We start from the raw sequence: 13,836 nt of genomic DNA, 5'->3' as shown, positions 1-13,836 counted from the left end.
CGCTACAGCTCCGGGACAGCTTCCTGCGCCACAGCCGTGGCTTCAGCGAACTGGGTTTGGTACAACTCGGCGTAGCGGCCCTCCGCGGCCAGCAGCTCGGTATGCGTGCCTCGCTCCACGATCCGCCCGTCCTCCACCACCAAAATGGCGTCAGCGGCACGGATGGTTGACAGCCGGTGCGCAATCACGACGGCGGTACGCCCCTCGAGCGCCTCCCCCAAGGCCGCCTGGACGGCGGCCTCGTTGGTGGAGTCAAGCGCGGCCGTCGCCTCGTCGAGGATCACCACCTTCGGCTGCTTGATCAACAAACGCGCAATGGTGAGCCGCTGGCGTTCACCACCCGAAAGCCGGTAACCGCGCTCGCCCACCACAGTTTCCAGGCCGTCGGGCAAGGACCGGATCATCGGCTCCAAGCGAGCCCGCCGGAGAACATCCCACATGTCCTCTTCGGTGGCTTCGGGCCGGGCCAGCCGCAGGTTGGATGCGATGGTTTCGTGGAACAGGTGGCCGTCCTGGGTCACCATGCCCAACGTCTCCCGCAGTGAGTCGAAGCTGACATCACGTACATCAGTACCTGCACCAGGGCCGTCGCCGCCAAGGCGCACCGCTCCGGAATCAACATCGTACAAACGGGAAAGCAGCTGCGCCACGGTGGACTTGCCCGCACCGGAAGAGCCCACCAGGGCAACCGTCTGTCCGGGTTCCACCCGGAAACTGACCCCGTGGAGGACTTCCTCCCCACCGCGGGTGTCCAAGGTGGCTACGTCCTCCAAGGAAGCCAGCGATACCTTTTCCGCCGAGGGGTACGAGAAACGGACGTCGTCGAACTCAACGGCCACGGGACCGGAAGGAACAACTGCCGCATCAGGCTTCTCCGTAATGAGGGGCTTGAGGTCCAGGATCTCAAACACGCGCTCGAAGCTGACCAGCGCGCTCATGATCTCCACGCGGGCGTTGGACAACGCAGTCAATGGCGCGTAGAGGCGGGTCAGCAGGAGCGCCAGCACCACTACATCGCCCGGAGCAAGTTGACCGCCAATGGCCAGCCAACCACCCAATCCATACACCAAGGCGAGGGCCAGGGCCGACACCAGCGTCAGGGCAGTGACGAACGTGAACTGCAGCATGGCGGTCCGGATTCCGATATCCCGGACACGGCCCGCGCGGGCCGCGAATTCACGCGATTCCTCATCCGGGCGGCCGAACAGCTTCACCAGCGTGGCACCCGGCGCGGAGAACCGCTCTGTCATCTGCGTGCCCATGGCGGCGTTGTGGGCCGCGGCTTCACGGCGGAGGTCCGCCAGCTTGGAGCCCATCCGCCTCGCTGGTATCAGGAAGATCGGCAGCAGCACCATGGCCAGGACGGTCACCAGCCAGGACGTATTAAGCATGACGACCAGCGTGAGGGCCAAGGCCACCACGTTGCTGACGACACCGGACAAGGTGCCGGCGAACGCGGACTGTGCCCCGATGACGTCGTTGTTCAAGCGGCTGACCAAGGCACCCGTCCGGGTCCTGGTGAAGAAGGCGATGGGCATGCGCTGCACGTGATCGAACACGCGGGTCCGCAGGTCCACAATGACGCCTTCACCAATGATGGAGGACAGCCAACGCGTCACGAGGCCCACGCCTGCTTCACCTACGGCCACGATGGCGATCAGGACGGCCAACCAAATGACCGTGCCCACACCTGCGTTGGCAATGATGGCGTCAACCACCTGGCCTGCGAGCACGGGCGTGGCAACAGCCAGGAATGCACCCGCGATGGAAGCAATGACGAAGGCAATCAACTTGCCCTTGTGCGGGGCCGCGAAGGCCATGACGCGTTTCAGCGTCTCCTTGGAGAACGGCTTCGACCCGCTCTTGGCGGTGGTGATGTTGTACAGCGAGCTCCAGGCCACGCGGTCCATGCTCATGCGTTACTTCTCCTGGCTTGGGGTGTGATGCAGTTCCTGGACCTGGCCGTTTTCCAGGTGCCAGCGCGAATCGAGACGAACGTTTTCAAGCAGTCGGCGGTCGTGGGTGACCAGCAACAGTGCGCCCTCGTAGCTCTCCAGGGCTTCTTCCAGTTGTTCAATAGCCGGGAGGTCCAAGTGGTTGGTGGGCTCGTCCAGCACCAGCAGGTTGACGCCCCGGGCCTGCAGCAGTGCGAGTGCGGCCCGGGTCCGCTCCCCCGGGGACAAGGAATCCACGGTGCGCGACGTGTGGTCTGCCTTGAGTCCGAACTTGGCCAAGAGGGTGCGGACATCCGCGCTGTTCCAGTCCACCAGCACAGCTTCCACTGCGTCACCAAGCTGCCGCCCGCCGTCGAGCAGTCCGCGCGCCTGGTCTATTTCGCCAATGGCAACGGAGGCACCCATGGAAGCCTCGCCGTCGTCCGGTTCCTGCGTCCCCAACAACAGACGCAGGAGCGTCGACTTGCCGGCGCCGTTGGGTCCGGTGATGCCGATGCGCTCGCCCCCGTTGAGTTGGAGGTTGACCGGTCCCAGTGTGAAGCCGCCCTGGCGCGCGACGACGTCACGCAAGGTCGCGACGACGGCACTTGAGCGCGGCGCCTGGCCGATGCTGAACTGCAGCTGCCATTCCTTGCGGGGCTCCTCCACCTCCGTGAGCCGGGCAATGCGGGACTCCATCTGGCGGACTTTCTGTGCCTGTTTCTCGGACGATTCGGTGCTGGCAGCGCGACGGATCTTGTCGTTGTCCGGGTTCTTCTTCATGGCGTTCCGGACACCCTGGGAGCTCCACTCCCGCTGGGTGCGCGCACGGGACACCAGGTCGGCCTTGGTGTTGGCGAATTCTTCGTAGCGTTCCCGGGCATGCCGCTTGGCCACCGCGCGTTCTTCCAGGAAGGCCTCGTAACCGCCGTCGTAAACGGCCACGGAGTTCTGGGCGAGGTCCAACTCCACCACTGTGGTGACGCAGCGGGCCAGGAACTCGCGGTCGTGGGACACCAGGACCACCCCGCCGCGCAGGCCCTGGACGAACGCCTCAAGGCGCGCCAGCCCCTCGAGGTCAAGGTCGTTGGTGGGTTCGTCAAGGAGAACCACGTCGAAGCGGCTGAGCAGCAGCGCGGCCAAAGCCACCCGCGCGGCCTGCCCGCCGGAGAGTCCCGTCATCAACGCATCAGCGCCCAGGTCCAACCCGAGATCGGCCAGGACAGCGGGAACACGTTCCTCAAGGTCCGCCGCGCCGGACGCCATCCAGCGGTCGAAAGCCAGGGAGTAGGCGTCATCCGCTCCCGGGGCCCCGGAGCCGAGGGCTTCGGCGGTGGACTCCATCTCCGATGTTGCCTGAGCACAGCCGGTGCGGCGTGCGATGTAGGCTGCGATGGTCTCGCCCGGCCTGCGCTCGTGTTCCTGCGGCAACCAGCCCACAAAAGCATCCGATGGAGCCAGGCTGACGGTTCCCTCCTGCGGCTGGTCGACGCCGGCCAGGATGCGGAGCAGCGTTGATTTGCCCGCGCCGTTGGCGCCCACCACGCCCACCACATCGCCGGGCGACACGGTCACGGAGAGGCCCGAAAAAAGAGTGCGATGGCCGTGGCCGCCGGCAAGATCCTTGGCCACCAAGGTTGCGGTCATTGTGTATCCTCCAGCAGGGAAACGCGGAAAATCAGGCCGCGATTCCCGCGGGCATGGAAAAACCCGTTGGTCCGGACTTGGGGGGTGTACGGACCAACGGGTTCAAGCATCAAGCATAATTCAATGTGGCGTCGGCGTAAAATCGATTCGTACTCCCACTTGCGGCCTACCACTGCCCTGCCCCGTGCTCCGTCCCAGAAGGTTCCACATGCCCTTGCAATCCAAGGCGTTCCAGCGCTGGCTTCATGGCGTTGCGCCCGATGCCAGCACCGCTGACGTCTGCAGGATCGCGGGCATCAAACGAACAACCCTGGCCCAGCAACTGGTCCGCGGCAAGGTAGCCGAGTCCACCTTGGTGAGCATCAGCCGGGGCTTCCACATCAATCCCGTCCAAGCCCTCTCCACTTTCGATCTCTACTCCGAACTCCGCGGCGACCCCGTCCCACCCACAGGCTGCGAACTGGTGAGCCAGGTCGCCACCATCGACCTGCTGCGGGCAGTGGTTGAACGCAGCGAGCCCGGTTCCGCCGCTGCTGCACCCCTCTCCGAGCCACCGCACCCTACGTCTGTGCGGAACTGGGTGGACGCGATCGACGACGGCGAGTTGCGGCACCGGGTCAGTGGCGCCACCGGGATCGCGCCCCAAAACTTTTCGGCCCACCTGACCGCCAACAGGCTCCCCCCCGAACTGGCGATCGCCACCTCCCGTGCAGCCGGCGTCGGCCCTGCAGGAGGCCTGGTGGCCGGAGGACTCATTACAGAAGCCGAAGCCGGTTGGCCACCGAATGCCCGTCAGGAAGCCCTCGACAGGATGTCCCAGAGCGCGCTGGTAACCCTGGCAGGCGAACGGCTCCTGGCGTTGGGAAAGACGCTGCGCCGCCAGGAACAAGACCACGAACGAACTGAAAGAATTTGGGAGAACCTCGGATGACGGCCGTCCTGCCTTGGGTAACTCTGGTTGTTTGCCTTGCTGTCACCGTTGCACGGATCCCCAGTGCACTGCGCGGAGAGAACCGGGTGGTGTTCTACATCTTCTCGCTGATCTCCCTCAGCATCTTCATCAGCATCGAGGCGCCGTACCTGGTCCTGGACAGCTGGCTGGGTGGGATGAACATCGGCAACCTGATCCTGCGCTTCCTGCTGTACACCACGTTCTTCCTGATGGGCATCAAGATCGCCACCGCGTTCGGCTCGCCATCAGCCGTCCGAGCCATCCGAGGACCTGTCGGTCTGACCGTGGCGGCAATCGTGGCAGTCCTGACCGTGTACTTCTTCGTCATCACGGACACACAAGGTTCATCGGCCGGCATGAGCGGATTGAGATGGGGGCCATCCTTGGAGGCCTATGCGTTCATGGGCCGCTTCTACCCAGGCTTCGTTGCAGCTTGCCTGGTGCCTGCCATCTGGCGCACCGTGGTGAGCCCGGCACCCGTGTTGCTCCGCGTTGCTTCAGCCTTGCTGCTTTTGGGGCTGTGCCTGCTCCTGCTGTCCCAATTCTTCCCCTTGATCCCTTTTTCGGAGGCGTGGCTTCGGGTCCTCATCAATTATTCGGCCGCCATGTCCACATGCATCGGTCTGGCCGGGATTTGGTTCTCCAAGGCCTATGCGAGACGAAAACGACGACTTTCAGCGTAAGACTTTCACAAAACCATTAGACCGTGGCACAATCATGAATGTGTGAACGCGGCTGCAGCCTGACACCGGAATCAGAGAACGGGTTTCCGGTGGATGTGGCGCCCACGGGATCACAATTGGGGGGATGAGTGGTGGCGGGCTGTTGGGGACCGCCCCCACTCAGCCTTTTTAACGCACCTTTACCCGGTGCCGGTGTCCACCGCCGTGCCCGTTCCCTCCGGTGACTAAGATGGCTCCATGAACAGCCTCCGCACCCGACGTTCCATCCTTGCCGCCACCTTGGCTTCCGCTGCCCTCGCCCTCTCTGCGTGCGGCGGCGGCTCAGCACCGGCGCAGTCCGGCGGAGACACCTCCCTGTCGGAGGTGAAATCCAAGGGTGAGCTGGTCGTCGCCACTGAGGGCACGTACCGCCCCTTCAGTTTCCATGCAGACGGGGCCGGGGAACTCACCGGATTCGACGTTGAGATTGCGCAGGCCGTAGCCGGAAAACTTGGCGTCAAAGCAACCTTCCAGGAAACGCAGTTCGATGGCATCTTTGCCGGCCTGGACGCCAAGCGCTTCGATGCCATCGCCAATCAGATTTCCATCAATGACGAGCGCAAGGCCAAGTACGATTTCTCCTCGCCGTACACCATCTCCACCGGCGTCGTGGTCACCAAGTCGGACAACAGCAGCATCAACAGCTTCGCCGACCTCAAGGGCAAGACCACTGCCCAGTCGCTGACCAGCAACTTCTACAAGATGGCCGTGGAAGCCGGCGCCAACGTCCAGGCCGTCGAAGGCTGGGCCCAGTCCGCCACCTTGGTGCAGCAGGGGCGCGTGGATGCCACCGTGAACGACAAACTCACGTACCTCGACTACGCCAAGACCACCCCGGATTCGGGCTTGAAGGTGGCTGCAGAGGCACCGGACAAGACTGAGAGTGCCCTGGTGTTCCGGAAGGGCTCCACGGAGCTCACAGCGGCCGTGGACAAGGCGTTGGCCGACCTCCAGGCGGATGGAACCCTGGCAAAAATCTCGGACAAGTACTTCGGCGCGGACGTCACCAAGTAGATGAACTGGGACCTCATCTGGAGTTCCTTCGGACCGCTCATCACAGGGGCCGTCACGGGGACCATCCCCCTGACGCTCGCTTCCTTCGCCTTTGGCCTGATCCTGGCCCTGGTGGTTGCCTTGATGAGGCTCAGTTCAAACTGGCTGCTCTCGGGCATCGGCCGTTTCTACGTCTCGGTCATTCGCGGCACTCCCCTGCTGGTGCAGTTGTTCGTGATCTTCTTCGGCCTTCCCAGCATCGGGATCCGGCTTGATCCGTGGCCCAGTGCCATCATTGCTTTTTCACTGAACGTGGGTGGCTACGCGGCCGAGATCATCCGCGCTGCCATCCTTTCGGTGCCCAAGGGTCAGTGGGAGGCGGGCCACACCATTGGCATGTCCCGCCCGCAGACGCTGGTGCGCATCATCCTGCCCCAGGCCGCCCGCGTCTCTGTTCCTCCACTGTCCAACACGTTTATCTCGCTGGTGAAGGACACCTCCCTCGCTTCGCTCATCCTGGTCACCGAACTGTTCCGTAACGCCCAGCAGATCGCTGCGTTCAGCCAGGAGTTCATGGCCCTGTACCTGCAGGCAGCTTTGGTCTACTGGGTCATCTGCCTCGTCCTGTCCACAGCGCAGTCCGCCGTGGAGAGGAGATTGGACCGCTATGTCGCCCACTAACAAACCGGAACCCCGCGCAGCTTCGGTCCTGAAGGCAAGGAATCTCGCCAAGGCCTTTGGCAGCAACAAGGTGCTGCGGGACATCGACATCGATATCCGCCGCGGCCAGGTGGTGGCCCTGATCGGGCCTTCGGGTTCGGGCAAGACCACCGTCCTGCGCTCACTCAACGGACTTGAAGTTCCCGACGGCGGCACGGTCACCTTTGGCGGTACCGGCACCAATGGCGACACTTCCGGAGGCCTGTCCATCGATTTCGGAAGCAAGGTTGGGAAGAAGGACATTGCCGCCCTGCGCGACCGCAGTGCCATGGTCTTCCAGCACTACAACCTGTTCCCGCACATGACAGTGCTCAAGAACATCATCGAAGGTCCGGTGCAGGTGCAGAAGCGCCCCAAGGCCGAGGCCATCGCAGAGGCCGAACGCCTGCTGGAGCGGGTGGGCCTGGCCGACAAACGCGATGCCTATCCCTTCGAGCTCTCAGGCGGCCAGCAGCAGCGTGTGGGAATCGTGCGGGCACTGGCCCTCAAGCCACAGTTGCTCCTGTTCGACGAGCCCACGTCCGCCTTGGATCCGGAACTGGTGGGAGACGTCCTGGGGGTCATCAAGGAGCTCGCGGAAGAGGGCTGGACCATGGTCATCGTGACCCATGAGCTCGCCTTCGCCCAGCACGTGGCTGACGAAGTCATCTTCATGGACGGCGGCGTTGTGGTGGAGCGGGGGCCCGCCGCCGAAGTGCTGCGAGCACCCCGGCAGGAACGGACCAAGCTCTTCGTCAAGCGGTTGCAGCACGACGTTTAGCCTTTCAGAAAAACTTTGGGGGATCAGACTTTGGAAGAGACAAGCAAGGAATCCGGGCGGGGCAGCTCCCGGCGTACCGGAATCATTGTGGTGGCAGTCGTCATTGCGTTGGTTGCCGGTGGTTTCGGCGCCTGGTTCGCCTTTTTCCGCCCGGCTGGAGTGCAGCGTGCGGACGTGGAGAGCCTGGACAAGCAGCGGGGCATTGTGGATCGGTCCATGAACCTCTACGACCCGTTGCTGGAGGAGTTCACGGCACGATACACGAACGTGGTCGCAGAGGAGGAAGGGGACCAGCAAAAAGAGCAGGTGTTCAACCAGGAAAGCGATCTGATCAAACGCGAGTCGGACGTAAACACCGGCAGGCTCGATGCCATGGCCCAGTCCCCTGTGACGCAGGAGGCGGAGATCGCTGAGGCGTTCCGGCGGTTCAAGGAACACTATGGGGCCGTGATCGCCTACAACGACCAGCGGCTCATCAATACGGCCAACATCACCCGTTCGATGGGCGGCCCTTGCGCCCCTCTCCACAAAGACCTGAATGTCGGCGGCGAGAACTATGCGCAGGAGTACGTCGAGACGGCTGATTCCTGCCTGCTGGCCCTGGCAAGCGCCAAGGACAAGGCGGATGCGGACACCGTGCAACTCCTGGAGGGTATCGAAGGCGTCGTCAGAGGACAGCGTGACAAACAGCAGGAAGTCCTGGATACCACGGACGACCTCGCACGCCTTGCCAAACGCACGACGGCAGGGGTTGCCATGCTGGACATCAACGATGCCCTGGACAAGGTTCGAACCACGTATGAGGACGCCGTGAAGGCCAGCTCAACCAAGCTCGTCGATGACGCGAATGCCTCCAATGCCGAGCTCGAACGTGTCCTGAAATCACGGCTGGACCAATTTGGGGCCGCCGGCCAGGAGGGGAAATAAGCCATGACCAACGAGAACCCCGGCAGCACCCCCGCCGCTGCCCGCCCGCGGCGCCGCCCCGTCATCCTGGTGGCCAGCATCGTCCTTGCCGTTCTGGTGATTGCCATCGGTGCCGTTGTGGCCGTCAACAACTTCGCCGGGCAGCAGAAGTCTGAAAGCCTCTCCGCGTTGAAGGGGGACCGCCTCAACGCACTGGGCGATGCCAGGGGCAAGGTCCAGCCGGCAGCCAACGCGTACCTGGCCGCCTACAAGAAGGCCCGGAACGCCCCTGCCTCGCGGGACCAGGCCCAGAAGGACAGCCAAAAAGAAAAAGAAGAATTCCAGCAGGCCTCGAACTCCGCCCGGTCTGCCCTGCAGGAGCTGAAGTCAGGGAATGACTCCGGCGACAACCCCGTAGGAGTGGCAGTTCAGCAGCTGGTCGAATCCCATGAGGACTACTTCGACTACATGGAAGGCCTGGTGGAGTCCTACCCTCAATTTGAGGGCCTCTTCCGCGGTGATGATGCGGCCGGATGCAACGGACTTTTCGTCGGCTCTAAAGCTGCCAGTCTGCGGGAGCGCCAAACCCTGCTGGCCCAGGCTGCTGCTCCGTGCCGAAAAGCGGCAAGCGAGCTGTTGCAGTCAAAGAACAATGCCTACGTGGAGTTCGCTCGAAGCTTCAACAACAAGGTGGCTGAGCTGGAGGAACGCGCCGAGGTCACGGCCAAAGGCGAGGAAAAGTACGCTGAATTCGTTCGGCTCAAGGATGACTTCGTCAAAAGAGCAGACGATGCTGAAGCCCGCAACGCCCCCGACGCGGAAGTGCAGAAAATTGCCGACGACGCCAAGGCCGTCAACGCCCAAATACGTGCCAACCGCTCCGAGTTCGACTTCGCAGCCAAGCGCTACCTGGCCGGAGTGAAGGAAATGCCGTCGCTGGTGGAGAACGTCTTTGCCAAGGAAATCTCAGCCGACATCAAGCACTTCGACTCAGTGATCCCTGCCAGGGAACAGATCCTCAAGGACACGATCGACGTGGAGCTGACCGCTAACTAGCTCACGGTTGAGGGTCCCGCACTTCTGTGCAGGACCCTCAACCCTGTGCAGGACCCTCAAACCTGGGCTCTCCGGACTATCTGGAGAAGCGCAGCGTGACCAACTGGAACGGACGGAGCACGAGGTTCACGGTGGAGTCTTCCTCCACAGCCACCCCAGGCGCCTCCACAGGGCGTTCGAGCAGGTCCGTGGCCATGGCGCCGGTGGCCTTGAACCCGGCCGCTACAGAACCGGCTGAGCGCTGGCCCAATGATTCGTAGAGCCGGACAATGACGTCCCCGGAACCGTCCTCGGCCAGCTTCACCGCTTCCACCACAATCGCGGGGTTGGACACGGACAGCAGCGGTTCCACTGCGTGACCACCCGTGACGAACCTCGGCTTCAGGTTGGTACGGTAGCCCTCCTCCACGGCATCAGCAATACCGGCGCCGGGCCTGATGGACAGCTCCAGGGTATGCTCACCGCGATCCGCTTCCGGATCCGGGAACCTGGCGGAACGCAGCAGCGAGGTGCGGACCGTCGTCGTGGTTCCGCCGTCTTCGCGGACCGCCCTGGTGACATCGTGCCCGTAGCTGGAGGAGTTGCTCACTGCCACGCCGTAACCGGGTTCGGCGACGTGGATCCATCGGTGCGCGCAAATTTCGAACTTGGCCACTTCCCAGGACGTGTTGGTGTGGGTCGGCCGGAACACATGGCCAAATTGTGTCTCCGACGCTGAACGGTCTGCCCGCACGTCCAGCGGGAAGGCGATCTTCAGCATCTTCTCGCGTTCCTGCCAGTCCACCGTGGTGGCGATGCCCAGTGACTTGGCACCGGCGTCGAGCGTTATTCGCTGCGTGATGGTGGAAGCGCCAACCTTGCGTTTGACCACCACGACGGCGCCCGCCGGCGTGCGCTCGACGTCGATGGCGTCCGCCTGGGTCAGCTGGGTGACGTTCCTGCGATAGAACTCTTCGATGTCCCAGGCGTCCCACTCATTGGGGGTATCCCGGAACAACTCCAGAAGGTTGCCGGCGTGTCCCGGAGCAATGGCATCACGGCCACTGGCGTGGTCCACCAAAGACGTCACCAGCCCGTCCGAGTTCAGGACCGCGCGGATGACGCCATTGTCCAGCACGAAACCATCGCCGGAATCGTCCACCTGGACGCCGGAGGCCGTTGCACGGGGCTCGGCGATACCCAAAGCCGGTACCCCCTCGCGCCCATGGGGTGCGGCATTGAGCAGCAGTTGCTTGTCGCCGGAGCCCACCAGGGCACTGGAGGCCTCCTGGATGATCGCTTCCACATCGCGGGCTATGGCCTCGTAGTTCCGCTCGGCATCCTGGTGGACCCACGCAATGGAACTGCCAGGCAGGATGTCGTGGAACTGCTGGAGCAAGACCAGCTGCCAGAGCCGTTTGAGTTCGTCCTGGGGATACGCGTAGTCCGCACCCAGCCGGACAGCGGCCGTTGAGCACCACAGCTCTGCCTCGCGGAGGAGGTGTTCGCTGCGTCGGTTGCCCTTCTTGGTCTTGGCCTGGCTGGTATAAGTACCGCGGTGCATCTCCAGGTACATCTCCCCCACCCAGACCGGCAGGTTGGCGTACTCCGCCTCGGCCTTGGTAAAGAAGTCCTTGGCCGTGCCCATACGGACCTTCGGCGAGCCTTCCAGGTCTGCCGTGCGGTGCGCGGCAGCCACCATTTCCCGCGTAGGTCCGCCACCGCCGTCGCCATAGCCGAACGGCACAAGCGACATGGTGCCGCGGCCATGGTCGCGGTAATTACGCTCCGCGTGGGCCAGTTCGCGGCCGTGCAATTCGGCGTTGTAGGTGTCCACTGGCGGGAAGTGCGTAAACAGCCGCGTGCCGTCGATGCCCTCCCACGTAAAGGTGTGGTGCGGCATCCGGTTGACTTTGTTCCAGGAAATCTTCTGCGTGAGGAACCAGCGGGAACCGGCTTCCTTGACGATCTGCGGGATGGCACCGGAATAGCCGAAGGAATCGGGCAGCCAGGCTTCCTGGCATTCGACGTCGAACTCCTTGAGGAAGAAGCTCTTTCCTTCCACGAACTGCCGGGCCATGGCCTCGCCGCCGGGCATGTTGGTGTCGGATTCCACCCACATGCCGCCTACGGGGACGAACTGGCCGGCTTTGACCTTCTCCCTGATCCGGACAAAAAGCTCCGGGAAGTACTCCTTGATCCACGCCATCTGTTGGGCTGAGGAACAGGAGAAAACGAAATCCGGGTCCTCGTCCATGAGGGCCACCACATTCGAAAATGTACGGGCGCATTTCCGGATGGTCTCGCGAACCGGCCACAACCACGCCGAGTCGATGTGGGCGTGACCAGTAGCCAGAAGCTCATGGGCAGAGGCGTACGCAGGGCGGTTCAGCACCTCCTTGAGGGCTTCACGGCCCGCTGCGGCGGTTCCAGCGACGTCGTCCGGGTCCATGATGTCCAGCATGCGTTCCAGCGCCCGCAGGATCTCGTGGCGCCGAGGCAGCTCCGTGGGTAGCTCGTGCATGAGGCCGGTGAGGGTCCAAATGTCCTGGTTGAGCTCCCAGACCGTTTCGTTCAGCTCTGCTATGGCGATGCGGCCCAAGCGATACCGGGGTTCTTCTCCGGAGGTGGCCTTATCTCCCAGCGGAGTGGGGGCGAACGACCAGCCTTGGGCAACGTCAGGGTTGGCTGCGGCCTCCACGTAGAAATCCACGGAGAGCCCGCCACCCAGAAGCTTGAGTGGCACATGGTAGTTCCTCGGCGAGATCGCCTTGATGATGCTGCCATCTGCACGCCAAGCGGTGCCTTCGCACTGGAATCCCGGCACGTCACTGTTGAACCCGAGATCAACGATGATTTCCACTGCGGTGTTATCGGCCATGCCCCAGTCCTGGGGCACTTCGCCCTGCAGGCGCAACCACTTGGTGCTCCAGGCCTTCCCCCAAAGTGCTCCTGGCTCCTGCGGGGTGAAGAGCTGGCGCAGGGCTTCGGCGGCCGGTACCGGCTCGCCCGGAGCTTCCCAGCTGCTGAGCTGGAGTGGGATTGCCCTGCCGTAAATGGCCGGAAGAAGTCGTTCCCGAACGAATCGATCGAGACGCTGTTCAGTGATCCGGCGGTCGTCGTGCAATTAATTCCCCTTTGGGCTTCGGCTGGGTGATAAGGCCAGGGAGCCGGGCCTCATCGTGCTGGGAGAGGACGGTGGTTCCAGGATCACCGTGCTTCCAATCGATGGATAAAATCTACGTTGTTCCAGCTCAATAGCCAAGTGATTGGATGCTATCTCCGGCGGTCTGCGAGTCCTGGCCAGCAGGATCCGCCACGATCCTTTCCCGTCCCGCGTACACGTTGAGACTCAACCCACGACTGAACCCAGCCAGCGTGATGCCTGATTCCTCGGCCAACTCCGCCGCCAGGCTGGAGGGCGCGCTGACGGCGGCCAGCACGGGGATTCCAGCCATTGCCGCCTTCTGGACAAGCTCGAACGATGCCCTGCCCGAAACCTGCAGCACCGTGCCCTTCAGCGGCAGCATTCCGGCCCGCAAGGCCCAGCCCACCACTTTGTCTACCGCGTTGTGCCTCCCCACATCCTCTCGGAGGCAGAGCAGTTCCGCAGTGCCGTCGTCGTGAATCCTGAAGAGTCCGGCAGCATGGACGCCCCCCGTCTTGGCGAAGACCGCCTGCTCCTCCCGCAGGCGATCCGGCAGGGCTGCGAGCGCCCCCACCGGGATGGTGACGTCGTCCTCCCTGGGGCTGTGCCGGGACGACTTGCGGACGGCCTCAATGGAGTCCGTTCCACAGATCCCGCATGAACTGGACGTGTAGACGTTCCGCCCGGTGTCAGGGCGTTCAACATCCGGACGAAGCTGCGCATCCACCACGTTGAAGGTCTGCACGCCGTTCTCGTCCTCCCCCGAGCAGAAACGCTCCGAAATCAGCTGGGACGGCTCCCAGATGATCCCCTCCGAGACAAGGAATCCCGCCACGAGGTCGAAGTCGTCTCCCGGGGTACGCATGGTCACTGAAAAGGACATGTCCCCCAGGCGGATCTCCAGAGGCTCCTCCACGGCCAGCACGTCCTCCTTGAACCGGACGGGATGTTCCAATGCCTGCGGTGAACCATCCAGGACAAACTTGTGCACCTTTCGGCGTTGCGTCACGCGTCCCACG

General features: G+C 63.3%; 11 protein-coding genes. 7 read left to right on the top strand and 4 right to left on the bottom strand.

What is annotated here, in order from left to right; genetic code table 11:
- Positions 1-2: 2 nt before the first annotated feature.
- A complete protein-coding gene (locus ACR30Z_RS04925; protein WP_434371422.1) occupies positions 3-1,916 on the bottom strand; it encodes an ABC transporter ATP-binding protein in 1,914 nt (637 codons plus the stop codon).
- A 3-nt stretch (positions 1,917-1,919) separates the two neighbouring features.
- The gene (locus ACR30Z_RS04920) at positions 1,920-3,581 is read right to left on the bottom strand and encodes an ABC-F family ATP-binding cassette domain-containing protein (protein ID WP_434371421.1); all 1,662 of its coding nucleotides are present in this window, start codon (positions 3,579-3,581) and stop codon (positions 1,920-1,922) included.
- A gap of 208 nt (positions 3,582-3,789) precedes the next feature.
- Between ACR30Z_RS04920 and ACR30Z_RS04915 the strand changes: the two genes are divergently transcribed.
- The 7 genes from ACR30Z_RS04915 to ACR30Z_RS04885 all read left to right on the top strand — a co-directional run bounded on the left by ACR30Z_RS04915 (position 3,790) and on the right by ACR30Z_RS04885 (position 9,690).
- Positions 3,790-4,512, top strand: a complete 723-nt coding sequence (locus ACR30Z_RS04915; RefSeq protein WP_434371420.1) for a hypothetical protein — start codon at positions 3,790-3,792, stop codon at positions 4,510-4,512.
- Positions 4,509-5,216, top strand: coding sequence for a hypothetical protein (locus ACR30Z_RS04910; RefSeq protein ID WP_434371419.1), 708 nt, complete (start codon positions 4,509-4,511; stop codon positions 5,214-5,216). Before ACR30Z_RS04915 ends, ACR30Z_RS04910 begins: the two co-directional genes overlap by 4 nt.
- A 237-nt stretch (positions 5,217-5,453) precedes the next feature.
- Positions 5,454-6,269, top strand: coding sequence for an amino acid ABC transporter substrate-binding protein (locus tag ACR30Z_RS04905; RefSeq protein WP_434371418.1), 816 nt, complete (start codon positions 5,454-5,456; stop codon positions 6,267-6,269).
- Positions 6,270-6,929 carry an amino acid ABC transporter permease gene (locus tag ACR30Z_RS04900; protein WP_090820407.1) on the top strand — a complete coding sequence of 220 codons (660 nt, stop codon included), beginning with the start codon at positions 6,270-6,272 and terminating at the stop codon, positions 6,927-6,929. It abuts the gene before it with no gap.
- Positions 6,916-7,728 carry an amino acid ABC transporter ATP-binding protein gene (locus ACR30Z_RS04895; protein WP_434371417.1) on the top strand — a complete coding sequence of 271 codons (813 nt, stop codon included), beginning with the start codon at positions 6,916-6,918 and terminating at the stop codon, positions 7,726-7,728. Before ACR30Z_RS04900 ends, ACR30Z_RS04895 begins: the two co-directional genes overlap by 14 nt.
- 30 nt (positions 7,729-7,758) lie before the next feature.
- Complete coding sequence (locus ACR30Z_RS04890) at positions 7,759-8,655, top strand: hypothetical protein (RefSeq protein WP_434371416.1); 897 nt, start codon at positions 7,759-7,761, stop codon at positions 8,653-8,655.
- A gap of 3 nt (positions 8,656-8,658) precedes the next feature.
- Positions 8,659-9,690, top strand: coding sequence for a hypothetical protein (locus ACR30Z_RS04885; RefSeq protein ID WP_434371415.1), 1,032 nt, complete (start codon positions 8,659-8,661; stop codon positions 9,688-9,690).
- 76 nt (positions 9,691-9,766) lie between these two features.
- Here the strand turns inward: ACR30Z_RS04885 and ACR30Z_RS04880 are convergent, their stop codons facing one another.
- Together ACR30Z_RS04880 and fdhD are read right to left on the bottom strand one after the other, a co-directional pair.
- Positions 9,767-12,796 (bottom strand): alpha-mannosidase, encoded by a 3,030-nt coding sequence (locus ACR30Z_RS04880; RefSeq protein WP_434371414.1) that lies wholly within the window; start codon positions 12,794-12,796, stop codon positions 9,767-9,769.
- Positions 12,797-12,923: 127 nt separating this feature from the next.
- Complete coding sequence (gene fdhD, locus ACR30Z_RS04875; RefSeq protein ID WP_434371413.1) at positions 12,924-13,835, bottom strand: formate dehydrogenase accessory sulfurtransferase FdhD; 912 nt, start codon at positions 13,833-13,835, stop codon at positions 12,924-12,926.
- Position 13,836: the final 1 nt, after the last annotated feature.

The organism is Paenarthrobacter sp. FR1, assembly GCF_051106045.1.
GTDB classification, from domain to species: domain Bacteria; phylum Actinomycetota; class Actinomycetes; order Actinomycetales; family Micrococcaceae; genus Arthrobacter; species Arthrobacter nitroguajacolicus_A.
Note: the sequence above shows the minus strand (reverse complement) of the source record. Positions and strands in the feature narration are given on the sequence as shown.